The sequence below is a fragment of the Nocardiopsis sp. NPDC006139 genome, assembly GCF_040614155.1.
GTDB lineage: Bacteria > Actinomycetota > Actinomycetes > Streptosporangiales > Streptosporangiaceae > Nocardiopsis > Nocardiopsis changdeensis.
In genome coordinates this window covers 246,792-269,418 of the sequence record NZ_JBEXTT010000006.1, presented here as the reverse complement: position 1 = coordinate 269,418, position 22,627 = coordinate 246,792, and the positions used below count along the sequence as shown (strand labels likewise).

21 protein-coding genes and 1 riboswitch are annotated in these 22,627 nt (G+C 75.6%); of the genes, 5 read left to right on the top strand and 16 right to left on the bottom strand.

The features are described 5' to 3' along the window. Positions 1–49 precede the first annotated feature (49 nt). The 6 genes from aroB to ABZ249_RS10475 form a co-directional block, all read right to left on the bottom strand. The gene (aroB, locus tag ABZ249_RS10500) at positions 50–1,150 is read right to left on the bottom strand and encodes a 3-dehydroquinate synthase (protein WP_355260112.1); all 1,101 of its coding nucleotides are present in this window, start codon (positions 1,148–1,150) and stop codon (positions 50–52) included. Then, positions 1,147–1,668: a shikimate kinase gene (locus ABZ249_RS10495; protein WP_220562520.1), complete on the bottom strand. Its 522-nt coding sequence runs from the start codon at positions 1,666–1,668 to the stop codon at positions 1,147–1,149. Before ABZ249_RS10495 ends, aroB begins: the two co-directional genes overlap by 4 nt. A 57-nt stretch (positions 1,669–1,725) precedes the next feature. Then, complete coding sequence (aroC, locus tag ABZ249_RS10490) at positions 1,726–2,907, bottom strand: chorismate synthase (RefSeq protein WP_220562521.1); 1,182 nt, start codon at positions 2,905–2,907, stop codon at positions 1,726–1,728. Between the two features lie 44 nt (positions 2,908–2,951). Further along, a complete protein-coding gene (locus ABZ249_RS10485; RefSeq protein WP_355260107.1) occupies positions 2,952–3,887 on the bottom strand; it encodes an A24 family peptidase in 936 nt (311 codons plus the stop codon). A gap of 70 nt (positions 3,888–3,957) precedes the next feature. Then, complete coding sequence (locus ABZ249_RS10480) at positions 3,958–4,665, bottom strand: SseB family protein (protein WP_220562523.1); 708 nt, start codon at positions 4,663–4,665, stop codon at positions 3,958–3,960. A 48-nt stretch (positions 4,666–4,713) separates the two neighbouring features. Continuing rightward, complete coding sequence (locus tag ABZ249_RS10475; RefSeq protein ID WP_355260104.1) at positions 4,714–5,223, bottom strand: MarR family transcriptional regulator; 510 nt, start codon at positions 5,221–5,223, stop codon at positions 4,714–4,716. A gap of 145 nt (positions 5,224–5,368) precedes the next feature. Here ABZ249_RS10475 and ABZ249_RS10470 point away from each other — a divergent pair, with 145 nt between their 5' ends. From ABZ249_RS10470 to ABZ249_RS10455, 4 genes are all read left to right on the top strand, one after another. Next, on the top strand, positions 5,369–5,911 hold the full coding sequence (locus ABZ249_RS10470; protein ID WP_355260102.1) for a YceI family protein: 543 nt from the start codon (positions 5,369–5,371) through the stop codon (positions 5,909–5,911). Between the two features lie 329 nt (positions 5,912–6,240). Beyond that, positions 6,241–6,543: a DUF2470 domain-containing protein gene (locus tag ABZ249_RS10465; RefSeq protein ID WP_355260099.1), complete on the top strand. Its 303-nt coding sequence runs from the start codon at positions 6,241–6,243 to the stop codon at positions 6,541–6,543. Between the two features lie 207 nt (positions 6,544–6,750). Beyond that, the gene (locus tag ABZ249_RS10460) at positions 6,751–9,456 is read left to right on the top strand and encodes a serine/threonine protein kinase (RefSeq protein ID WP_355260096.1); all 2,706 of its coding nucleotides are present in this window, start codon (positions 6,751–6,753) and stop codon (positions 9,454–9,456) included. A 64-nt stretch (positions 9,457–9,520) separates the two neighbouring features. Further along, positions 9,521–10,435, top strand: a complete 915-nt coding sequence (locus ABZ249_RS10455) for an aldose 1-epimerase family protein (RefSeq protein WP_355260093.1) — start codon at positions 9,521–9,523, stop codon at positions 10,433–10,435. A 98-nt stretch (positions 10,436–10,533) separates the two neighbouring features. Here ABZ249_RS10455 and ABZ249_RS10450 read toward each other — a convergent pair whose 3' ends face one another. The 10 genes from ABZ249_RS10450 to fmt all read right to left on the bottom strand — a co-directional run bounded on the left by ABZ249_RS10450 (position 10,534) and on the right by fmt (position 20,434). Then, entirely contained in the window at positions 10,534–11,103 is a 570-nt protein-coding gene (locus tag ABZ249_RS10450) for a nucleotidyltransferase family protein (RefSeq protein WP_355260272.1), read from the bottom strand. 155 nt (positions 11,104–11,258) lie between these two features. Then, positions 11,259–12,419, bottom strand: a complete 1,161-nt coding sequence (locus tag ABZ249_RS10445) for an XdhC/CoxI family protein (RefSeq protein ID WP_355260090.1) — start codon at positions 12,417–12,419, stop codon at positions 11,259–11,261. A gap of 153 nt (positions 12,420–12,572) precedes the next feature. Then, positions 12,573–13,034 carry a PH domain-containing protein gene (locus tag ABZ249_RS10440; protein WP_255647281.1) on the bottom strand — a complete coding sequence of 154 codons (462 nt, stop codon included), beginning with the start codon at positions 13,032–13,034 and terminating at the stop codon, positions 12,573–12,575. A gap of 46 nt (positions 13,035–13,080) precedes the next feature. Then, positions 13,081–13,554, bottom strand: a complete 474-nt coding sequence (ribH, locus tag ABZ249_RS10435; protein WP_220562530.1) for a 6,7-dimethyl-8-ribityllumazine synthase — start codon at positions 13,552–13,554, stop codon at positions 13,081–13,083. A gap of 34 nt (positions 13,555–13,588) precedes the next feature. Then, the gene (locus ABZ249_RS10430) at positions 13,589–14,878 is read right to left on the bottom strand and encodes a bifunctional 3,4-dihydroxy-2-butanone-4-phosphate synthase/GTP cyclohydrolase II (protein WP_220562531.1); all 1,290 of its coding nucleotides are present in this window, start codon (positions 14,876–14,878) and stop codon (positions 13,589–13,591) included. 70 nt (positions 14,879–14,948) lie between these two features. Continuing rightward, the gene (locus ABZ249_RS10425) at positions 14,949–15,587 is read right to left on the bottom strand and encodes a riboflavin synthase (RefSeq protein WP_355260086.1); all 639 of its coding nucleotides are present in this window, start codon (positions 15,585–15,587) and stop codon (positions 14,949–14,951) included. 115 nt (positions 15,588–15,702) lie between these two features. Beyond that, positions 15,703–15,833: riboswitch (FMN riboswitch) on the bottom strand. Between the two features lie 73 nt (positions 15,834–15,906). Further along, positions 15,907–16,953, bottom strand: a complete 1,047-nt coding sequence (locus ABZ249_RS10420; RefSeq protein WP_355260083.1) for a phosphatase PAP2 family protein — start codon at positions 16,951–16,953, stop codon at positions 15,907–15,909. Between the two features lie 167 nt (positions 16,954–17,120). After that, positions 17,121–17,789, bottom strand: coding sequence for a ribulose-phosphate 3-epimerase (gene rpe, locus ABZ249_RS10415; RefSeq protein WP_355260080.1), 669 nt, complete (start codon positions 17,787–17,789; stop codon positions 17,121–17,123). 164 nt (positions 17,790–17,953) lie between these two features. After that, positions 17,954–19,426 carry a transcription antitermination factor NusB gene (locus ABZ249_RS10410; protein ID WP_355260077.1) on the bottom strand — a complete coding sequence of 491 codons (1,473 nt, stop codon included), beginning with the start codon at positions 19,424–19,426 and terminating at the stop codon, positions 17,954–17,956. A gap of 72 nt (positions 19,427–19,498) precedes the next feature. Then, a complete protein-coding gene (gene fmt, locus ABZ249_RS10405; RefSeq protein WP_355260074.1) occupies positions 19,499–20,434 on the bottom strand; it encodes a methionyl-tRNA formyltransferase in 936 nt (311 codons plus the stop codon). A 113-nt stretch (positions 20,435–20,547) separates the two neighbouring features. Between fmt and ABZ249_RS10400 the strand changes: the two genes are divergently transcribed. Further along, on the top strand, positions 20,548–22,623 hold the full coding sequence (locus ABZ249_RS10400) for a primosomal protein N' (RefSeq protein WP_355260071.1): 2,076 nt from the start codon (positions 20,548–20,550) through the stop codon (positions 22,621–22,623). Positions 22,624–22,627: the final 4 nt, after the last annotated feature.

Here is a 22,627-nt window from a genome sequence, read left to right as displayed (position 1 = left end):
CCGGGAGCCGTCCCGGGCGCGCCTGTGCACAGGCCGCCTGGCTGCCAGTCTAGTGGCTCCCCGGAACCGGGGCGTCGCCCGCGACGGCGGCGTAGGCCGCGTCGAGCAGCTCCGGCGCGGGCCCGGCCAGGATGGCCGGCTTCGCGAGGCCGTCCAGGACCACGAACCGCAGGGTGGCGCCGCGGGCCTTCTTGTCGACGCTCATGGAGGCGCGCAGCCCCGGCCAGGCGGCGGCCCCGTAGGAGACGGGCAGGCCCACGGAGGTGAGCAGCTCGCGGTGGCGGGCCACCAGGTCCGCGTCGATGCGCCCGTCGAGCCGGGCGAGCTCCGCGGCGAAGACCATGCCGATGGAGACGGCGTACCCGTGCCGGAACGTGTAGTTCTCGGCGCGCTCGATGGCGTGCCCCAGGGTGTGGCCGTAGTTGAGGATCTCGCGCAGGCCGCTCTCCCGGAGGTCGCCGGAGACCACCTCCGCCTTGACCCGGACGGCCCGTTCGATGAGCTCGCGGGTGTGGCGGCCCTCGGGCAGGGCGGCCCCCTCGGGGTCGTCCCCGACCAGGTCGCAGATGACGGGGTCGGCGATGAACCCGGCCTTGATGATCTCGGCGAGCCCGCCGATGTAGTCGGCCCTGGGCAGGGTGGGCAGGGTGGCCAGGTCGCACAGCACCCCGGCCGGGGGGTGGAAGGCGCCGACGAGGTTCTTGCCCTCGGGCGTGTTGATGCCGGTCTTGCCGCCGACGGCGGCGTCCACCATGCCGAGCAGGGTGGTGGGGACCAGGACGGCCCGCACGCCGCGCAGCCAGGTGGCGGCGACGAACCCGGCCAGGTCGGTGGTGGCGCCCCCGCCCACGCCCACGACGGCGTCGCTGCGGGTGAAGCCGTTCAGCCCCAGCCGGGTCCACAGGTCGGCGGCGACGGCCGCGGTCTTGGCGGCCTCCCCGTCGGGGACGGGCATGGGGTGGACGGTGTACCCGGCGGCCCGCAGGGCGCCGGCGACCGGGCGGGCGACGGCGTCCAGGCCCTCGGGGTGGATCACCGCGACGCGGGAGGCCTCCCCGACCAGGGAGGGCAGCTCGGCGAGCACGCCGCTGCCGACGACGACGTCGTAGCGTCCCGCGTCGTCGCCGACGCGGATGCGGGTGGTGGTCACGGTGCGGCCTTCCCGGTGTCGAGGGTGGGCACGATGGCGTCGACGATCTCCTCGGGGTGGAACCCGGTGGTGGGCACCGTCACCGTGGCGAGGGACTCGTAGACCGGCAGCCGCTCGTCCAGGAGCTTGCGCAGCCGGGCCCGGGGGTTGCCGACCAGCAGGGGCCGGGCGGCGTCCATGCCGACGCGCTTGGCGGCCTCGGCGAACTCCACCTGGAGGTAGACCACGTGGTGGTCGGCCAGGTCGCGACGGGTGTCCTCGTCCAGGACGGCGCCGCCGCCGACCGCGATGACGCCCTCCCAGGAGCGCAGCCCCTCGGCGACGACCTCGCGCTCCAGCGCCCGGAAGTGCTCCTCGCCGTCCTCCAGGAAGATGTCGCCGACGGGCTTGCCCGCCCGCTTCTCGATCTCGGTGTCGGTGCACAGCAGGTCGGCGCCCAGGCGCCGGGCCAGGGCCTCCCCGACCGTGGACTTGCCCGAGCCGGGCGACCCGATCAGGACCGCGATCGCTCGTGACACGCTACTTCCCACCTTCGTCTCGGTCCCGGGGCCCGCCGTCGGCGGGCCCCGGACGGGTCAGCGGATCTCCAGGGAGTCCAGGTAGCCCCGGAGGTTGCGGGCGGTCTCCTCGACCGAGTCGCCGCCGAACTTCTCGATGGCGGCCTCGGCGATGACGAGGGCGACCATCGACTCGGCGACCACGCCGGCGGCCGGGACCGCGGTGACGTCGCTGCGCTGGTGGTGGGCCCGGGCGGGCTCACCGGTCTCGGTGTCGATGGTGTCCAGCGCCCGCGGCACGGTGGCGATGGGCTTCATGGCGGCGCGCACCCGCAGCGGGTCGCCGGTGCTCATGCCGCCCTCGACGCCCCCGGCGCGGTTGGTGCGGCGGCGGACCCCGTCGGGTCCGGGCTCGATCTCGTCGTGGGCCTGCGAGCCGCGGCGGGCCGCGGTGCGGAACCCGTCGCCGACCTCGACGCCCTTGATGGCCTGGATGCCCATCAGGGCGGCGGCCAGCCGGGCGTCCAGGCGGCGGTCCCAGTGGACGTGGGTGCCCAGGCCCGGGGGCAGCCCGTAGGCGAGGACCTCGACGACGCCGCCGAGGGTGTCCCCGGACTTCTTGGTGTCGTCGACCTCCTCGACCATGCGGGCGCTGGTCTGCGGGTCGAAGCAGCGCAGCGGGTCGGCGTCGACCGCGGCCAGGTCCTGCGGGCCCGGCTCGGGCGCGTCGTCGGGGACGGAGACCGGCCCCATGGACACCACGTGGCTGAGGATCTCCACGCCCAGCGCCTGGCGGCAGAACCGCCGGGCGACCTCGCCGATGGCGACGCGGGCGGCGGTCTCCCGGGCGCTGGCGCGCTCCAGGATGGGCCTCGCCTCGGTGTGCCCGTACTTCTGCATGCCGACGAGGTCGGCGTGGCCGGGCCGGGGGCGGGTGAGCGGGGCGTTGCGGGCGATGCCGTCCAGCACCTCGGCGGGCACCGGGTCGGGGGACATCACCTGCTCCCACTTGGGCCACTCGGTGTTCCCGACCTCGATCGCGACCGGGCCCCCGAGGGTGCGGCCGTGTCGGATGCCCCCGATGACGGAGACCTGGTCCTGCTCGAACTTCATCCGGGCGCCACGACCGTACCCGGCGCGGCGGCGGAGCAGCGCGGCGGCGATGTCGTCAGAGGTGACGGACACACCGGCCGGGAGGCCCTCCAGAATCGCGACGAGTGCCGGCCCGTGGGATTCCCCTGCGGTCAGCCAACGCAACATGGACCGATCTTTTCACGGATCGGTCCGAGGGGTGGCATCCGGTCTCAGAGTTCGGGCAGCAGGGGTCCGGCGGCCAGGACGGTGGCGAGGGTCGCGGCGAGCATGAAGGGCCCCAGCGGGAAGGTCGAGCCCGGGGAGGCGCGGCGCAGCGCGATCAGGACCAGGCCCACCGCGGAGAAGGCCGCGAACGCCCAGAAGACGGCGGTCAGCGCGCCCAGCGGCCCGGCCGCCCACCCGGCGTACAGGCCGGTCAGCCCGGACAGGCGGACGTCGCCCAGGCCCATCCCCCGCGGGTGGATCCGCCACAGCAGCCAGTACAGGACCGTGACGAGGACCATGCCCAGCAGGGCGTCCAGGAGCCGTCCCGGGGCCGGTCCGTCCGGCGGTGTCAGCGCGGCCAGGGCGATGAGGGCGGCGGCCACCGGGTAGGCGGGCCGGACCAGGGCGTCGGGCAGGCGCTGGACCCGCAGGTCGACGACGGACAGGGCGGAGCCCACCGCGATGAGCCAGAGCACCGCGGGCAGCCACAGGGGCGTCCAGTCCGGGTGCAGGACGGCGGCGGCCCCGGCGAGGGCCGCGGCGGGCACGGCCAGCAGGACGGCCCCGGGGTGGGAGCGCACGGTCTGCTCGCAGTGCGGGCAGCTTCCGCGGCCGCGGAAGGCGCGGTCGGCCACCAGGGGGAACCACCGCCAGAACCGGAGCTCGGCCAGGCAGTGCGGGCAGCGCGGCGGCGGCGGTCCGTCCTCGCCCGGGGCGGGCTCCGGTTCCGGCGCGCCCGCGTGCCCGGCACGGGCCTGTGCGGCGCCGTCCCTGGTGGCGGCGGCGTCGAGGGGGGCGCGGGTGTGCGGGCCGGCCGGTCCGAACAGGGGTACCAGGCGGCCGCCGACGTGTCCGGCGAGCAGGCCGGCCAGGGCCGTGACCGCGATGACGGCGACCGCCCAGTGGTCGGCGAGGGGCGCGAGTGCCGAGGGGGTGGGCATGATGCGAAGCTACCCGTCGGCGCGCCGCGCCGACAGGCCCGGGCGCCGCCTGTGGAGAACTCCGCGGCCCTCAGTCGGTCTCGCGCCTGGCGCGCACGACCGCGCTGAGCTCGATCCCGCCGGGCAGGACGTGGCGGAGCTCGGCGGCCAGGCGCTCGGCGACGCGGCGCAGGGATTCGTCGTCGCGCTCCTCCAGCTCCAGGCGGATGCCGATGTCGGCCCGCTGGGAGGGGTGGATGCGCACGCGCTCGATGCCGAACTCGGTGTGGGTGACCCGGTAGACCAGGGCCAGGACCTGGGGGTCGTCCTTGGGCTCGGGGACGGTGCCCTGCTCGGCGAGCATGGTCAGGAAGCGGCCCTGGACGGTGTAGGGCACGGGGCCGGACACGTCGATGACCAGGGCGTCGGCGCCCTCCTCCACGGCGGCCTGGCAGGCGTCCTTGGTGGTGAAGGGGACGGGACGGGCGTCGGAGCGCCAGCGGCGGACGGCGTCGACCGAGGTGAAGGCCAGCACGCCGCGGCGGCCGTCCCTGCCGGTCATGACCGGCACGGCGACCTCGCTGTTCTTGTCCTTGGTGAGCCCGCCGACGCCCTCCTCGGTCTCGGTGGCCACGGCGACCACGGGGATGAGGACGCGGGAGCCGCTCAGGGCGGCCAGCACCTGGCGGTCGCCGATCTCGCCGGCGGCGTGGGCGCGCAGGCGGGATTCGACCTCGGGGTCGGCGCTCCCGTCGTCGTCACGGAAGTTCTGGGCGCCGATGATCGTTGGTCTGCTCACGACCCCCGACTCTACCCGGGCGGGGGTCCGGGCGGGGCGGCCTCGCGCTCACCCGTCACCGACGGTGGCCCGCTGGACACCGGAACGCCGCCCGGCGGCCGCCGGGGCGTCACCGTCCGGCTCCAGGGCGGCGAGGAGGCCCTCCAGTTCGGCGGTGCCCAGCGGTCCGAGGCGGTCGAACATCAGGGCGCGGACCCGGGCGGCGTGCCCGGGGGCGACCTCGGCCAGCAGGCGCGCCCCCTCGTCGGTGAGGACGGCCCACAGGCCGCGCCGGTCGTCGGTGCACTCCTCCTTGCCGACCAGGCCGTCGCGTTCGAGGCGGGCGATCTGGTGGGAGAGGCGGCTCTTGGAGACGATGACGCTGTCGGCCAGGGCCCGCATGCGCATGCGCCGCCCGGGGGCCTCGGACAGGTGCACGAGGATCCCGTACTCGATGAGGCCGAGGCCGCCGCGTCCGCGCAGGTCGCGTTCGAGCTCGTCGTAGATCCAGGCGTTGACGCGCAGGAAGCTCCGCCAGACCCGTTGTTCGCCGTCGTCGAGCCATGCCGGGTTCTCCATGGGGGCGATTCTAGTGGCGGCGGTTGCGCATGGGGCGTCGACCACATTAGATTCTTCCCAGGAAGATATTTCTAAGGTACCTTGTTCCTAGGCAACAGAAGGGCCCGAGAACCGGGTCCCCGACCCGCGACAGGGAGACAGTCAGATGGCAGCGCAGGAACTCAAGGCCGGCACCTGGAAGATCGACGCCGCTCACAGCACCGTCGGGTTCTCCGTCCGCCACATGATGGTGAGCAAGGTCCACGGGCGGTTCGAGAAGTTCGACGCCACCCTGACCGTGCCCGAGGACCCCGCGCAGTCCTCGGTCGAGGCCACGATCGACGCCACCTCGATCAACACGGACAACGCCGACCGCGACAACCACATCCGCTCGGCGGACTTCTTCCACGTGGAGGACCACCCCGAGTTCTCCTTCCGCTCCACCGGCCTGGCCGCCGACGGCGAGGACTTCGTCCTCAAGGGCGACCTGACCATCAAGGGCAACACCAAGCCCGTCGAGCTGAAGCTGGAGTTCAACGGCTCCACCCTCGACCCCTACGGCCTGGACCGCTCCGGCTTCTCCGCCACCACCCAGATCAGCCGCAAGGAGTTCGGCGTCGACATCGAGATGCCGATGGACGGCGGCGGCGTGGTCATCGGCGACAAGATCACCATCACGATCGACGCCGAGTTCACCCGCCAGGCCTGACCGGCCCGGCGGCGCGTCCCCCCTGACCCCGGGGACCGGCGTCCGCTCCGGCCGCGCCGGCCGGAGCGGACGCGCCGTGCGGCCCCCCGCCCCTCGGGGGCGGGGCGGGAGGCCGCCCTCCGAAGGCGCCCGCGGACGTCCGTCCCGCGGGCGCCTTCGCCTTTCCCCGGGGCCGCCCCCGGCCGCCGGGGGCGGCCCCGGGTTCGGACGACACCGGACTTTGACGACACTGTGTCGCCATCTTCGGAGAAGCTCGGCTATCGTCGACCGGGGCGGGACGGTCCCCCGCCCCTCGCCCCGCGCACCCGCGCCCGACAGGAAGGACCGCCATGTCCGGCCCCTTCTCCCCCGAGGTCGTCACCGCCGTCACCGCCCACATGAACGGCGACCACCCCGAGGACACCCTGCTGATCTGCCGCGCCCTGGGCGGGCACCCCGAGGCCACCGGGGCCCGCATGACCGGCCTGGACGGGGAGGCCGGGGAGTACGCCGTCACCGTCGGCGGCACCGAGCACACCGTGCGGATCCCCTGGGCCCACCCGCTCACCGAGCGCGCCCAGATCCGGCAGGAGGTCGTGCGGATGTACCGGGAGGCCTGCGAGAAGCTCGGCGTCACCCCGCGCGGCCACTGACGGCCTGTGAGCGAACGGACCCGTACAGCGGGAACCCGGAGGGCGTGACCGGAGTCCTAGAGGGTGAAAGACGGGGAGAGGCGCGCATCGTCGACGGGGGTCCGCGGGCGCACGGTCGACACCGGCCGTCGCCGGGCATCTAACCTGGAGACGGCCCGCCGATCCCGGCCACGACACCCACGCAACCGAAGGACGGCACCGACCTCCATGGTCACGCCCCACACCGGTGACGACAACGCGCCGACGCAACGGATCGAACCCACCGCGCCCACCGCCAAGGCGGATCCCGCCCCGCGGGCCACGCGGTGGGTCACCCGTGTCCTGCGGCCGGGCTCCGGCCGCGACGCGACCCCTCCCACCCGCGTCCAGGGCCCCGGCCCGGCGGCCCCGCCCACCCGGGTGGACCGGCCCGCCGGGGCCACCGCCGGCCCCGGCGCCCCGCGCCCCGGCGGCGACGCCCGCGCCCCCTGGTGGCGCACCCTGTTCGGCCCCTTCCTGGACTGGCTGGCCCGCCTCGTCTCCCGGGTCGTCGTCGGCCCGGCCAGCGACCTGGACTACGCCGTCCCCGCCGAGCTGCGCCGCCGCTACCAGGTCCTGGACCGCATCGGCGCGGGCGGCGAGGCCGTCGTCTACCTGGTCGAACCCACCGACTCCCCCGGCCGCCGCCTGGCGCTGAAGGTGTACCGGCCCGGCCACGACATCAACCGCGAGCTGCTGGACCGGCTGCGCGCCCGAGGCACCGCCTCCCCGCACACCCCGGCCGTCCAGGGCTACGGCCACGCCAAGAGCTCCTGGGAGGAGGACCTGGCCTGGGAGGCCCAGGAGTACTTCGAGCACGGCTCCCTGCGCGCCGTCATCGACCGGGCCCCGCTGGACGACGCCCGCGCCCGCGCCGTCGTCTCCGCCGTCGCCGAGTGCCTGCGCCACTGGCAGGACGACCTCCAACACAACCACACCGACGTCAAGCCCGAGAACCTGCTGGTCCGCTCCCTGGACCCGCCGGTACTGGCGCTCACCGACTTCGGCGGCGCCGTCCGCGCCACCATGAGCCGCGTCTACGGCGGCCTGGCCATCACCGAGGACTACGCCGCCCCCGAGGTCGTCGAGGGCCGCCGCGAGGCCCCGGCCGCCTGGTGGTCCCTGGGCGTGATGGCGCACGAGCTGGTCACCGGCCGCCGCCCCGACCGCGGCGGCAACTGGCTCACCGCCCGCAACTCCGAGGTGGACATCTCCGCCGTCACCGACGAGCACTGGCGGCTGCTGGTGCGCGGACTGCTCGCCCCCTCCCCCGCCGCCCGCTGGGGGTACGCCGAGGTCGCCCAGTGGCTGGCCGGGGAGCGGCCCGCCCTGCGCACCGCGCGCCGGCTGCGCCCCATCGTGTTCGCCGGGGCCTCCCACGAGGACCCGCCGAGCCTGGCCTTCGACCTGCTGGACCGCTCCGAGACCGGCGCCCTGTGGCTGCGCACCCACTGGTCGGAGCTGCGCACCTGGCTGGACCGCGAGGTCAAGGACCACACCTTCGACCGCGCCTACCTCACCGGCCTGGACGGCCACCCCGAGCGCGCGCACATCGCCATCAGCGCCCTGGCCGCCCGCTACGTGCCGGGCATGCCGCCGCGCTACCGCGGCCACGAGATCAGCGCCGACGGCCTGCTGGAGCTGGCCACCGGCGAGGCCAGCCGGCACGCCGTGGTGCGCGAGGCCCTGGAGTCGGGCGCGGTGGGCCTGGCCTCCCAGCACTGGTGCCCCCACCCGGGCTGCCGCAGCGACGGCTCGGGCCGCTGCGTCCTGCTCGAACGCGCCCAGCACGAGGTCCCCCTGCTGATGCGCCGGGTCACCGAGACCCTGGACCGCGTCACCGGCCCCGGGGCCGACCGGCCGGACCGGCCCGCCGCCCACGAGATCGACACCACCTGGGCGCGCGCCGTCGAACTGGTCCTGGAACCCGACACCGCCTCCCGGCACCGCGCCCTGCTGCGCCGCCAGTCCTGGCACCCGGCCCAGCGCAGCCCCGCCCCGCACGCCCCCTGGTGGAACGAGCAGCGCCGCACCGGCCTGCGCGACGGCGGCGGCGACCCGATCGCCCCGCGCGCCGCCCTGCTCACCGCCGTGCTGCTCCTCCCCGAGGCCGTCCGCATCGGCGGATCCATCGCCGACCGCGAACGCGCCGACGGCCGGGCCCGCCGCCAGGACCGGTGGGCCGCGCTGACCGGCTCGGCCCGGGCCCGCTGGGACGAGACCCGCGGCCGGGTCTCCGACGCGCGCCGCCGCCGGGCCGAGGCCGCCACCGGCGACACCCCCGTGGTCGGCGGCACCGCGCCGCAGGACGCCGCCCGCCCCCGCTGGAACCGGTGGGGCGCCGCGCAGCGGCCCGACGACCGGAACACGGGACCGCAGGACCCCGGCGCCGCCCGCAGGCAGCAGGAGCGCGCCGCCAAACGGGTCCAGCGCACCATGACCCAGATCCAGAAGGCCATGTCCGCCGGCAGGTGCCGCCGCTTCGCCTACCCGGCCGCCCTGCTGGGCCTGGTCGACGGGCTGGGCCGGGCGCTGCGCCCGGAGGACGGCTTCTACCCGCAGAGCCCGTTCGTCACCGACGCCTACACCGGGCTGCTCGACGCCGCCCACGGGCCGCTCCTGGGAACGCTGGCCGACGCCGCCGGCGCGGTCACCGGGCTGCTGCCCGGGGAGCTGGGCGCCTCCTGGCCGCTCCCGGTGCTGCTGTCCGTCGCGCTCATCGCGATGGGCCGCACCGCGGCGAGCAAGAAGGACTCCTCGCGGGCGCGCCGCCGCCTGGCCGCGTACCGGATGGCCGTGGCCGGGTCGGTGTTCATGCTCGTGGTGCTGCTGTCCACCGGACTGCTGGCGCTGGGCTCGGGTGTGCTCATCCCGCTCGACGGCCTGCTCGGTTAAGATCTCCCGGTTCGGCAAGGGGCCGGACCGCGGTGGGGAACCGGGCACGAGGAAGAGGCCGCACGTGGGAGAGACCATCGAACTGCGCTCGGGGGACTTCGGCGCGCGCGTCGCCGTCGAAGGCGCCGCGCTCCAGGCGCTGACCTGGCGGGGGCGGGACCTGGTGTGGCCCTACACCGGAACACCCACCGCGTTCCAGGGACAGGTGCTGGCCCCCTGGCCCAACCGGATCGGCCGGGGCCGCTACCGGTTCGGCGGGAGCGAGCACACGCTGGAGGTCAACGACCCCGCCACCGGGTCCGCCATCCACGGCCTGGTCCACGACCGGGTGTGGACCCCGGTGCGGACCTCCGACGCGGAGGCCGTGCTGCACCTGGACCTGCCCGCCACCGCCGGCTACCCCTTCCCGCTGGCACTGGACCTGGCCTACCGGCTCGACGGGGACGGCCTGACCGTCACCACCACCGCGCGCGCCACCGGGGACTCACCCGCGCCGTTCGGGCTGGGCTTCCACCCCTACCTGGACCTGGGCGAGCCCGTGCGGGACCTGGCCGACCGCGGGGAGCTCACACTGAGCGCTCCCGTGGCCGCCCGCCAGCCCGTCGACGACCGGCTGCTGCCGGTCGGGGACCCGGTCCCGGTACAGGGCACCGGCATGGACTTCCGCCCGCCCGGCCGCCGACTCGGCGACACCGTCCTGGACACCGCCTTCGTCATCGGGGAGCGCGACGCCGACGGCCGGGCCTGGACCCACGTGGACGGGCCCCGCCACCGGGTCTCGGTGTGGTGCGACGCGAGCTTCGGGTACCTGCAGCTGTTCAGCTCCGACACCCTCGCCGGCGCCGACCGCCGCGCCCACCTGGCCGTGGAGCCCATGACCTGCCCGCCGGACGCGTTCAACACCGGCACCGGGCTCATCGTCCTGGAACCCGGCGCGACCACCCGGCACGCCTTCGGCATCACCGCCTCCGCTGTGTGAAGCGCCCGGCGGGGTCCCGAAGGCCCGGAGGAGACGTCCGGGGCGGTGGCCGGCGGCGGGCGGGCCGAAGCGCGGCGGAGGTTCGAAAGAACGCCGCTCTAGCGGCCGATCAGGTCGCGCAGGCGCAGCAGGTCCTCCTGGGTGTCGATGTCCTCGGGGCTGGCGACGCCGTCGCAGGCCACCGGGGTGACCACGTGGGAGTAGGCGCGCAGGAACGGGCGCGCCCCCACGTCGGCGACGGCCATGGCGTGCACCGTGGACCAGTGCTCGCGCCCGATGAGCACCGGGTTGCGCTGGTTGCCCCGGTAGGTGGCCACCGCGGCGCGGGCGCCCTCGGCGTGCGCCGCCACCAGCCGGGCCACCGCCTCGGGCGTGACCAGCGGCTGGTCGGCCAGCGAGATCAGGACCGCGTCGACCCCGTCGGGCAGGGCGTCGATCCCGGCCCGCAGCGACGAGCCCATCCCGGAGGCCCACTCCGGGTTGAGCACCGTCCAGGCGTCGGGGACCGCCGTGTCCGCGGCGCCCAGCACCACCACGACGGGCACGCAGCCGCCGGCGCGCAGGGTGCGCACCCCCCGGTCGACCAGGCGCTCACCGCCGACCTCGACCAGCGCCTTGGGCCTGCCCAGCCTGCTCCCGGAGCCGGCGGCCAGCAGCAGCCCCGCCACCCGGCCGTGTTCCCCCACGCCGCTTCCCATGACGCGATGATGCCACGCGCGGGCACCGCGTACCGGCCGCCCGGGCGACCCCGTCCGAAAGTCTTCCCCGCCCCGGTCCGGGCGCCGGGGACGACCTGCGGTTCCGCCCGCCCCCGTGTTCCGGTTCACCTCTCGACGTGACCGAATCCGGCCGGAAGGAAGGGCGCCACGGTGACGTCCCGGTGGATCCGGCCCGTGGTCTCGCTCAGCGCCCGGCCGCTGCCGCCCCAGCGGGAGCGCACCAGCTCGGCGGCGATCGACACCGCCGTCTCCTCCGGGGTCCGCGCCCCCAGGTCCAGGCCGATCGGCGAGTGCAGCCGCGCCAGCTCCCCCTCGGACAGCCCCGCCTCGCGCAGCCGCGCCATCCGGTCCTCGTGGGTGCGCCGCGACCCCATCGCCCCGATGTACCCGGCGCGGGTGCGCAGCGCCGCCGTCAGCACCGGCACGTCGAACTTGGGGTCGTGGGTGAGCACGCAGATCGCCGTGCGCTCGTCGACGCGGTCGGCCACCTCGTCCAGGTACACGTGCGGCCACTTGACCACCACCTCCTCCGCGGCGGGGAACCGCTTGGCGGTGGCGAACACCGGGCGGGCGTCGCACACCGTCACCCGGTAGCCGAGGAAGGCGCCCATCCTGGCCACGGCCGCCGCGAAGTCGATCGCGCCGAACACCAGCATCAGCGGCGGCGGCGCGAACGCCTGCACGAACACCTCCAGCTCGTCACCGCGCCGCTGCCCGTCCGCGCCGTAGCGCAGCAGGCCCGTGGTGCCCTGGGCCAGCATGCCGCGCACGTCGTCGTCCAGGGCGTCGTTCAGCCGGTCGCCGCCCACGTCGCCCTCGGCGTGCCCGGGCCACACGACCCGGCGCCGACCCACCCGGTCCCCGCCGGAGGGGTCCGACACGACGGTGGCCACCGCCACCGGCTGGTGCTCGTCGAGGGCGCCCAGCACCGAGCCCAGCGAGGGGTGGAGCCCGCGGTCCACCGGCTCCACGAACACGTGCAGGGTCCCGCCGCAGGTCAGCCCCACACTGAAGGCGTCCTCGTCGGCGACGCCGTAGGTCCGGCGCACCGGTACCCCGGTGCGGATCGCCTCCATCGCCTCCTCGTAGACCGCGCCCTCCACGCAGCCCCCCGACAGGCTCCCGACGACCTCCCCCGAGGCGCTCACCGCCATCGCCGCCCCGGCCGGGCGCGGCGCGCTCTTGAAGGTGTCGATCACCGTCGCGACGGCGAACCTCTCCCCCGAGGCGTACATCTCCGCCACGGCCTCTCGGATATCGCGCACGCGGCCCCCCGCTCCCCGTCGGCTTCCACGTTCTGTGGCCTTCACCACCAAACTATGTGCTCCGCCCGGCATGACGGGAGCCTCCGTTCCGTCAAGAAACGAAGGCTCCCGTTGGACGTTCGCACAAGGCGGGCGGGACCGCGGGTCCCGGGGTCAGTCCCGGTCCGGCTCCGCGGCCTCGCCGCGCTCGCGCAGCAGCTCCCGGAACTCCTCCAGGGCGGCCCGGGCCCGGTCGCCGTCGGCGCTCTGGATGCCCATCACCGCCAGCGTGGTCCCGTCGGACAGGTCCACCGACGGCCACGGCTCGCCCTCGGGCATCCGCACGTCCACGATCTCCGCCCACGACAGCACGTGCGTGCGGATGCTGTTGACCACCGTCACCCCGTCCCGCGACGCCTCCAGCCTGGGCCGGGCCAGCAGGTGCAGGGTCGCGGCGATCGCCAGGCCCACGCCCACGAGCAGCAGCCGGTCCATGAACCGCCAGTCGCCCGGCAGCACCGACGCCAGAACGGCCATCGTGGCCACGATCAGCAGCCCCAGCCCGTAGGCGACCATCCGCACCGCCCGGGGACGCCAGACCCTGGGCCCCTCAGGCCGCCGCGCCGCCTCGTCCACGGTCTGTTCCCTCGTCCGCACTCGTGACCCCCACTCCCCGAACGGCCTAGCTCCGCAGTCCGCGCAGGACCACGGCCGCCTCCAGCGCGGCCAGGGCCGCCTCGGCGCCCTTGTCCTCCGCGCTGCCCGGCAGGCCGGCGCGGTCCCGCGCCTGCTCCAGGGTGTCACAGGTCAGCACGCCGTTGCCCACGGGGGTGGACTGGCGCAGCGCCACCTCGGTGAGCCCCTGCGTCACCGACTGGCACACGTACTCGAAGTGCGGGGTCCCGCCGCGGATGACCGCGCCCAGCGCGATCACCGCGTCGTGGCGGCGGGCCAGCTCCTGGGCCACCACCGGGATCTCGACCGCCCCGGCCACCCGGACCACCACCGGCTCGGCGGCGCCCGACCCCTTGACCACCGCCAGCGCGTTGGCCAGCATCGGCTCCACGATCGGCGCGTTCCACCGGGTCACCACGATGCCCACCGACATGCCGGAGGCGTCGACGTCCTGCCCCTGCGGGCGTCCTTCACCGCTCATCGCTTCTTCGCTCCAGTCGTCTCGTTCTCGTGGGTCAGTCGGTGACGCCGGACAGGTCGTGCCCCATCCGGTCGCGCTTGGTCCGCAGGTAGGCGGCGTTGTCGGCGGTGAGGAACGCGGGCATCAGCACCCGCTCCTTGACCCGCACCCCGTGCCGCTCCAGGCCCTGGGCCTTCTCCGGGTTGTTGGACAGCAGCCGCACGGAGGAGACGCCCAGGTCGGCGAGGATCTGCGCCCCGGCGCCGAACTCCCGGGCGTCCGCCGGCAGCCCCAGCCGCAGGTTCGCGTCGACGGTGTCCATCCCCTCGTCCTGGAGGGCGTAGGCGCGCAGCTTGTGCAGCAGCCCGATGCCGCGCCCCTCGTGGCCGCCCAGGTAGACGAGCACGCCGCGGCCCTCGCGGGCGATGTCGGCCATGGCCGCGTCCAGCTGCGGGCCGCAGTCGCAGCGGTGCGACCCGAACGCGTCGCCGGTCAGGCACTCCGAGTGCAGCCGCACCAGGACGTCGGTGCCGTCCCCCAGGTCGCCCATGACCAGGGCGACGTGCTCGGCGCCGTCGGCCGTGCCCTTGAACCCGACGGCGCGCCACTGCCCGTACCGGTTGGGCATACGGGTCTCCACCAGGCGGGTCACCAGCGGCGGGTGGGCCTCCTCCTCGGTGAGCGACTCGCCCAGCGCCAGGCGGTACGCGGCCAGCTGCTCCACCGACACCAGCTTCAGGCCGTGCTCGTCCGCGAACTCGCGCAGGCGCGGCAGCCGCGCCATGGTGCCGTCGTCCTCGACCACCTCGGCCAGCACGCCGGCGGGGCGCAGGCCGGCCAGCCTGGCGAAGTCCACCGACGCCTCGGTGTGGCCGCGCCGGGCCAGCACGCCGCCCGGACGGGCGCGCAGCGGCAGGATGTGCCCGGGGCGCACGAAGTCGGTGGGGCGGCTCCCGGCGGAGGCCAGCAGGCGGATCGTGTGCGCCCGGTCGGCGGCGGAGATGCCGGTGCTGACGCCCTCGCGGGCGTCCACCGTCACGGTGTAGGCGGTGCGCAGGCTCTCCTCGTTGCGCGCCGTCATCAGCGGCAGGTCGAGCCGGTCCAGGTCCGGGCCCTCCATGGGCACGCAGACCACGCCGGAGGTGTAGCGGATCATGAACGCCAGCAGCTCGGGGGTGGCGAGCTCGGCCGCGAAGATGATGTCGCCCTCGTTCTCGCGGTCCTCGTCGTCCACCACCACGATGGCGCGTCCGGCGGCGAAATCGGCGATGGCGTCCTCGATCGGGTCGAGGACCACGGGCCGCTCGGCGTCGGCCGCGGCCGGGGTGGTGTCGGTGACGGTCATTCCCGCTCCAGGTGTCGGTGGGTGTGGTGTGGGATCGGTGGCGGGCCGTCGGGGTCCGCTCCGGCGGGGGTCAGGTGTGCGCGCGGCCCTCGGCGGCGGCCACAGCGGTGATGCGCTCCACGTACTTGGCGACCACGTCGACCTCGATGTTCACGGCGGCGCCGACGGCCAGGGAGCCCAGAGTGGTGGCGCGCAGGGTCTCCGGGATGAGGCTGACCTCGAAGAACCCCCGGGCCGCGCCCGGGTCGCTGACGGCCGACACGGTCAGGCTGGTGCCGTCGACCGTGATCGACCCCTTCTCGACCACGTACCGGGACAGCCCGGCGGGCAGCTCGAACCGTAGAACATCCCAGTTGTCGCCCGGATTCCGGGAGATCAGGCGGGCGGTGCCGTCCACGTGGCCCTGCACGATGTGCCCGCCCAGGCGCGAGTCGACGCGCGCGGCGCGCTCGAGGTTGACCGGGGAGCCGGCGGCCAGGGAGCCCAGGGAGGAGCGGTCCAGGGACTCCTTCATGACGTCGGCGGTGAAGGTGCCCTCGCCGCGGTCGACGACGGTCAGGCACACGCCGTTGACGGAGATGGAGTCGCCGTGGCCGGCGTCGGAGGAGACCAGGGGGCCGCGCACGGTGAGCCGCACGGCCTCGCCCGCGGTGCCCGCGGGGGTGAGGGAGACGACCTCGCCGAGCTCTTCCACGATTCCTGTGAACACGCCCTTGCCTTCCCAATAGCCTGGTACGGCTCCGGGGCGTGTGCGGAACATGCGTCCACGGCGGGTCGGCGAAGGGCCGCGGGCACGGGGGCACCACGGCGCACAGACCGTCCCGACGCGTGCTGCCTCCCATCCGGACTTTCACCGTCGGTACCGGAATTCCACCGGTTCAACCGGCCGATGGACTCGGCCGGGTCGCGGACTGTCACCGCCGGTTCGGACTTTCACCGACCCCGGAGCACGCATTCTCAACTGATGTCTGAGACGCCAACGATCTTAACGCCGCAGTAGCAACAGCGCATAGTTCGTGTGATGGGGATCATGCCCCGGGCAGGTCGTCCAGCCGGTCCCGCGCGTGTCCGCCCTGGCCGGGGGGCGTGCCGGGGCGCTCCGCCAGCCCGCTGCGCACGAACAGCTCCGGCGCGCCGAAGGTGATCCAGAACAGGATCGCGCCGGAGGCGGCGAAGGAGGCGACGGCGTCGGCCATCCCGGTGAGCGGCCCGGACAGCAGCCGGGAGAGGACCTCGATGCACAGGACCACGGACAGGCCCAGGACGAACCGGGCGGCGCGCGCGCCGATCCGCCCCCGGGCCGAGTACCAGCCGCGGCGGTCCAGCAGCGTGAGCCCGACGAGGACGGCCAGCAGCGCGCCCGACGTGGAGTAGACGCCGGAGAGGGTGTACCCGGCCGGGTCGGGCGGGACGGCCCCGATCCACTCGGCGGGGACGGTCCAGTCGCCGCGGGCGGTGTAGCGCCACAGGGCGGCCAGGACGCAGGGCACCAGCGCCGCCGCGACCGCGAGGGACGCCCAGCGCGCCGTCGGCAGCCCGCGCCACCAGGCCAGGACGCGGTCCTCCCAGCGCAGGAACGCCCACAGGATCAGCGCCCCCAGCAGGACGCCGACGACGACGTCGCTGATGAAGTGCGCGCCCAGGTAGACGCGGGAGAAGCAGATGAGGGCGGCCAGCGCGAGCGCGGCCCACAGCAGCCCGCGGCGGCCGGACCTGATCCCCGCGTACCCCAGGACCACCGTGGCGCCCTGGGCGTGCCCCGAGGGCATGCCGAAGCTCGACTCGCTCGTGTGCTGGGTGATCTGCGCGCTGTACCAGGAGGGGCGCGACCCGTGGACGAAGAGCTTGAGCAGGTGGTTGACCACCGACGAGGAGATGGCCAGGACCAGCAGCCGGCCGCCCAGGCCGGGGCTGACGCACCAGAAGACCAGCGCCAGCAGGGGGATGACGACCGCCTGGGCACCGAGGCCGGTGACGGCGGTCAACGGCAGGACCGGCCAGTCGGCCAGGCCCTGGAGCCACTCGATGGGCGCGGTCTCCGCGTCCCACAGCACGTCCATGATCACAGCGCGCACCCCAGGTGTCCGCGCTTGGCTACGTGCTCACGCCGCGCCGCTCCCCCAGACCGCCGGCGCGGGGGGAAGACGGAGCCGCGACCAAGCTGAATCGACGACTACGGTGCGCCAGCCTAGGGGGTGCGGCGGGGCGGTGGCCAGTCGGGTTCCCGGCCGCACCGGGATCGTTATCCCCGGGCGGCGGCCTCGACGGCCTGGGCGCGCAGGGAGTCGATCGCCTTGGCGGGGTCCTGGGCGCCGTAGACGGCGGACCCGGCGACGAAGACGTCGGCCCCGGCCTCGGCGGCGCGTTCGATGGTCTCGTCACCGACACCGCCGTCGACCTGGAGCCAGACGGAGGCCTCGCGGCCGTCGAGGATCTCGCGGGCCCGGCGGATCTTGGGCAGGACCAGGTCGAGGAACTTCTGGCCGCCGAAGCCGGGCTCGACGGTCATGAGCAGGAGCATGTCCATCTCGCCCACGAGGTCGGCGTAGGGCTCGACCGGCTCGGCGGGGTTGAGGGCCAGCCCGGCGCGGGCGCCCAGGCGGCGGATCTCGCGCAGGGTGCGCACGGGGGCGCTCGCGGCCTTGGCGTGGATGGTGACGCTGCCCGCCCCGGCCTCGGCGTAGGCGGGCGCCCAGCGGTCGGGGTCCTCGATCATGAGGTGGCAGTCCAGGGGGGTGTCGGTCGCCTTGAGCAGGGACTCGACGATGGGCAGGCCGAGCGTGAGGTTGGGGACGAAGTGCCCGTCCATCACGTCGACGTGCAGCCAGTCGGCGTTGGGGACGGCGGCGGCCTCGTCGGCCAGGCGCGCGAAGTCGGCGCTGAGGATGCTGGGTGAGATCTGGATTGCCACGCCTGGCAGTGTAGCCAGGGCGGTGGCGGCCGCGGTGCCGGGGCGTCCGGTCGGACCTGGGTGCTTTCGCGAAAAGCACCAACTTGACGATGTAGATCACGCTTGTCCGGTTCTGCCGGGAAAGCCCGGCGGCGCTCCGGGCGGGAGCGCCGCCGGGCGCCGCGTCAGTTCCGGCGCAGCAGGGCCAGGAACATGGCGTCGGTGCCGTGCCGGTGCGGCCAGAACTGCGCGTAGTTCCCGTCCTCCCCCGCCGCCAGGCCGGGCACCTCGTCCAGTAGGTCGGGGGCGCGCAGCAGGGTGAGGTCGTCGCGCTCGGCCAGGACGCGGCGCACGATCGCGTCGGTCTCGTCCAGATGCGGGGAACACGTCACGTACGCCACCACCCCGCCCGGCCGCACCGACTCCACGGCGCTGACCAGCAGATCGTGCTGGAGCGGGGCGAGCTCGGCCGCGGAGTCCCCGGTGCGCCGCCAGCGCGCCTCGGGGCGGCGGCGCAGCGCGCCCAGACCCGTGCAGGGCACGTCGGCCAGGACCCGGTCGAACGTCCCGGGGCGCCAGGCCGGCCGGGTGCCGTCGGCGGCGATCGCCCGGCCGGCGTCGCGCGGGGCGCGGCGCACCGCGCCCGCGACCAGCCCGGCGCGGGCCGGCTGGACCTCCGAGGCCACCAGGCGGGCCTCGCGCCGCCCGGCCAGCGAGGCGAGCAGCCCGGCCTTGCCGCCGGGGCCCGCGCACATGTCCAGCCACAGTTCGTCGCGGCCCTGGACGTCGACCCGGGTCAGGGCGAGCGCCACCAGCTGGCTGGCCTCGTCCTGGACCGCGGCGCGGCCCTGGCGGACCTCGCGGATCGCCGCCGGGTCGCCCTCGGTCAGCCGCGCGCCGAACGGCGAGTACGGGGTGGGCTCGGCCCCGGCCGCGACCAGGTCCTCGACGGTGGCGCGGCCCGGCTTGGCCACCAGGGTCACCCTGGGGCGCTCGTTGTGGGCGGCGAGCAGGCGCTCGGTCTCCACCAGGCCCGTCTTGGACCGCTCCCCCAGGGCGCGGGCCAGCTCCTTGACGATCCAGCGCGGGTGGCTGTGCACCACCGACAGGTACCCGCTGGGGTCGACGGCGCGGTCCGGGGCCACGACCCCGGTCCACTCGTCCAGGTCGCGGGCGGACACCTTGCGCAGGACGGCGTTGGCGAACCTGGCCCGGTGCCGGCCGACCACCCGGCGGGCCAGGTCCACGGTGGCGCTGACGGCGGCGTGCGGCGGGATCTTGGTGGACAGCAGCTGGTGGGCGCCCAGCCGCAGCAGCGGCAGCACCTCGGCGTCCACGGAGGCCAGGGTGCGGTCCACGCACGTCTCCATGATCGCGTCGTAGGTCCCCTGGAGGCGCAGCGTGCCGTAGGTCAGCTCGGTGGCCAGGGCCGCGTCGCGGCCGGCGATGCCGCGTTCGTTGAGCAGGGAGGGCAGCAGCAGGTTGGCGTAGGCGTCGCGGTCCTGGACCGCGCGCAGGACGTCGTAGGCGACCCGGCGGGCCGGGTCGCGGGGCGCGCCGGGCTTCGCGGCAGCGCCCTGGGCCCCGCCGGACCGTGCCCCGCCTGGGCGGGGCCCGCGGCGCGGACGGCGGTACGGGGATCGGGACTGCTCGCTCAAGGTGTGCTGCTCCTGGGCCTGAAGGACGTGACCGGGTGGGGCGCGGCCCCACCCGGTCGAGCCTACGGCAGCTCAGTCGCCCAGGCGGTCATCCGCGGTGGGACGCACGCCACGGGCCCAGTCCACGGCGTTCATCGCGCGCTTGCCCTGGGGCTGCACCTCGCCCAGCCGCACCGGGTGGGTGGCGGTGCCGACCAGGACCCGCTTCTTGTCGGCGTGCAGGCGGCCCGGGTCCAGGGCCGGGGTGTCGGCGTCGGTGACGGGGACGAGGGGGCCGAGCTTGAGCCGTGCGCCGCGGAAGGTCGTCCAGGCGCCGGGGGCGGGCGTGCAGGCTCGCACCAGCCGGTCGACGCGCTGGGCCGGGGCGGTGAAGTCGACCTCCGCGTCGGAGGGCTCCAGCTTGGAGGCGTAGGAGACCTCGGCGTCGGGCTGCGGGACCGGGGACAGCTCGCCCGAGGCGATGCCGTCGACGGTGCGGACCAGCAGCCCCGCGCCCGCGTCGGCCAGCCGCTCCAGGAGTTCGCCGCTGGTGTCGGTGGGGCGCACGGCCTCGGTGAGGGTGCCGTAGACGGGGCCGGCGTCCAGCTCCTTGACGATCCGGAACGTGGAGGCCCCGGTGACGTCGTCGCCGTGCAGGACGGCGTGCTGGACCGGGGCGGCGCCGCGCCAGGCCGGCAGCAGGGAGAAGTGCAGGTTGACCCAGCCGTGTCGGGGGATGTCCAGGGCGGCCTGGGGCAGCAGCGCCCCGTAGGCGACCACCGGGCAGCAGTCGGGGGCGATCTCGGCCAGGCGGGCCAGGAAGTCGGGGTCGCCCGCCTTGGCGGGCTTGAGGACCTCGATGCCCGCCTTCTCGGCGAGCTCGGCGACCGGGCTGGGGGCCACCTTGCGCCCGCGCCCGGAGCGGGCGTCGGGGCGGGTGACGACGGCGGCGACCTCGTGGTCGGAGTCGATCAGCGCCTGTAGGGACGGAACCGCGACCTGCGGTGTTCCGGCGAAGACGAGTTTCATGCGGGTCCCCCCTGGCTGTGCGGTCCGCGGCCCACCGCCGCGGTTCCCAGTTCTACCAGCCGTACCGGGCGTCCCACGGCCGGTGTCGCCGGGTTCTGGTACACCAGAGGGTGATGACATCCCAGCCCACCGGACCCGAGGGGGTCCTCTTCGAGCTTCCCGCCGCGCCCCCGGCGGAGAAGAAGCAGGAGAAGAAGCGGTCCGGCCGCCCGGCCCCGCGCACGCCCGCCGAGCGGCTGCCGGTCGCGCGCGTGGTGGTGGACACCCCGCTGCCGCACCTGGACCGGTACTTCGACTACCGGGTGCCCGCCGACATGGACGAGGCCGCGGTGCCGGGCTGCCGGGTGCGGGTGAGGTTCAACAACCGGAAGCTGGCCGGGTTCCTGGCCGAGCGGGTGGAGGCGTCGGAGTTCACCGGCCGGCTGGCCTACCTGGACTCGGTGGTCTCCCCCGAGCCGGTGCTCACCCCCGAGGTCCTGGGGCTGTCCCGCGCGGTCGCGGACCGGTACGCGGGCACCCTGAGCGACGTGCTGCGGCTGGCGGTGCCGCCCCGGCACGCCCGGGCCGAGAAGGAGGAGCCCGCCGGGGGCGCCGAGGGGGGGTTCGCCGCACCGGGGGCGGGGCCGTGGGAGGACTACCCCGACGGCCCGGCGTTCCTGGCGGAGCTGGCCGCGGGGAGGGCGCCCCGGGCCGTGTGGAACGCGCTGCCGGGGCCGGACTGGCCCGAGGCGATCGCCGTGGCGGCGGGCACCGCGCTGGCCGCCGGGCGGGGCACCGTGGTCGTGGTGCCCGACGGGCGCGACGTGGAGCGGGTGGACGCGGCGCTGACCGCGGTGCTGGGTCCGGACCGGCACGTGGCGCTGACCGCCGGGCTGGGTCCCGCCGAGCGGTACCGGCGGTGGCTGGCGGTGCTGCGCGACCGGGTGCGGGTGGTGGTGGGCACCCGGGCGGCGGCGTTCGCCCCCGTGCGCGACGTGGGCCTGGTGGTGCTGTGGGACGACGGCGACGACGTGCACGCCGACCCGCACGCCCCCTACCCGCACGCGCGCACGGTGCTGTCGATGCGCGCCCACCGGGCGGGGGCGGGGGCGCTGATCGGCGGGCACACCCGGACCACCGACGCCCAGATGCTGGTGGACTCGGGCTGGGCCGGGCAGCTGGTCGCCGACCGGGCGGTGCTGCGCAGGCGCGCCCCGGTGGTGCGGGCCGCGGGGGACGACCGCGAGCTGGAACGGGACGGGGCGGCGCGCTCGGCGCGGCTGCCGGGGCTGGCGCTGCGGGTGGCGCGGCAGGCGTCCCGGGAGGGCGCGGTGCTGTTCCAGGTGCCGCGGCGCGGCTACCTGGCGACGCTGGCCTGCGCGGGCTGCCGGGAGCCCGCGCGCTGCGACGCCTGCCACGGGCCGCTGGCGGTGCGCGGCTCGCACGCCCTGCCCTCCTGCGGGTGGTGCGGCCGGGTGGCGGGCGCGTGGGCGTGCCCCGAGTGCGGGGTGAACCGGATGCGCGCGGTGGTGGTGGGCGACCGGCGCACCGCCGAGGAGCTGGGGCGGGCGTTCCCGTCGGTGGCGGTGCGCACCTCCGGCCGCGACGAGGTGCTGCCCGCGGTGCCGGGGACGCCGTCGCTGGTGGTGGCCACCCCGGGGGCCGAACCGGTGGCCGAGGGCGGGTACGCGGCGGCGGTGCTGCTGGACGGCTGGGCGCTGCTCAACCGGTTGGACCTGCGGGCGGCCGAGGAGACGCTGCGGCGGTGGCTGAGCGCCGCGGCGCTGGTGCGCCCGGGCGGCACGGTGGTGGTGTGCGCCGAGGCGTCGTCGCCGGTGGTGCAGTCGCTGGTGCGCTGGGACCCGGCGGGGTTCGCCGAACGCGAGCTGGCCGACCGCCGCGAGCTGGGGTTCCCCCCGGCGGTGTCGATGGCCTCGGTGACCGGCGGCCCCGAACACGTGCGCGAGCTCCTGGACCAGGTGGAGCTGCCCGAGGGCGTGGAGCTGCTGGGCCCGGTGCCCGTCGGGCCCGACCGCGGGGGCCCCGCCGGGCCGGGCGGGACCGACACCACCGAGCGCGCCCTGCTCCGGGTGTCCCGGGCGGGGGTGGGCCCCCTGGCCCGCTCCCTCAAGGCCGCCGCGGCCGCCCGCAGCGCCCGCCGCGAGGAGCACCTGGCCCAGATCCGCGTCGACCCCCTCCACGTCGTCTAGGGCA

Coding starts and splice junctions, on each gene's coding strand:
- ABZ249_RS10465 (WP_355260099.1), top strand. CDS start 6,241: ATGTCCGGCCCCTTCTCCCCCGAGGTCGTCACCGCCGTCACCGCCCAC.
- ABZ249_RS10470 (WP_355260102.1), top strand. CDS start 5,369: ATGGCAGCGCAGGAACTCAAGGCCGGCACCTGGAAGATCGACGCCGCT.
- ABZ249_RS10400 (WP_355260071.1), top strand. CDS start 20,548: ATGACATCCCAGCCCACCGGACCCGAGGGGGTCCTCTTCGAGCTTCCC.
- aroC (WP_220562521.1), bottom strand. CDS start 2,907: ATGTTGCGTTGGCTGACCGCAGGGGAATCCCACGGGCCGGCACTCGTC.
- ABZ249_RS10460 (WP_355260096.1), top strand. CDS start 6,751: ATGGTCACGCCCCACACCGGTGACGACAACGCGCCGACGCAACGGATC.
- ABZ249_RS10475 (WP_355260104.1), bottom strand. CDS start 5,223: ATGGAGAACCCGGCATGGCTCGACGACGGCGAACAACGGGTCTGGCGG.
- ABZ249_RS10485 (WP_355260107.1), bottom strand. CDS start 3,887: ATGCCCACCCCCTCGGCACTCGCGCCCCTCGCCGACCACTGGGCGGTC.
- ABZ249_RS10430 (WP_220562531.1), bottom strand. CDS start 14,878: ATGACCGTCACCGACACCACCCCGGCCGCGGCCGACGCCGAGCGGCCC.
- fmt (WP_355260074.1), bottom strand. CDS start 20,434: ATGAAACTCGTCTTCGCCGGAACACCGCAGGTCGCGGTTCCGTCCCTA.
- ribH (WP_220562530.1), bottom strand. CDS start 13,554: ATGAGCGGTGAAGGACGCCCGCAGGGGCAGGACGTCGACGCCTCCGGC.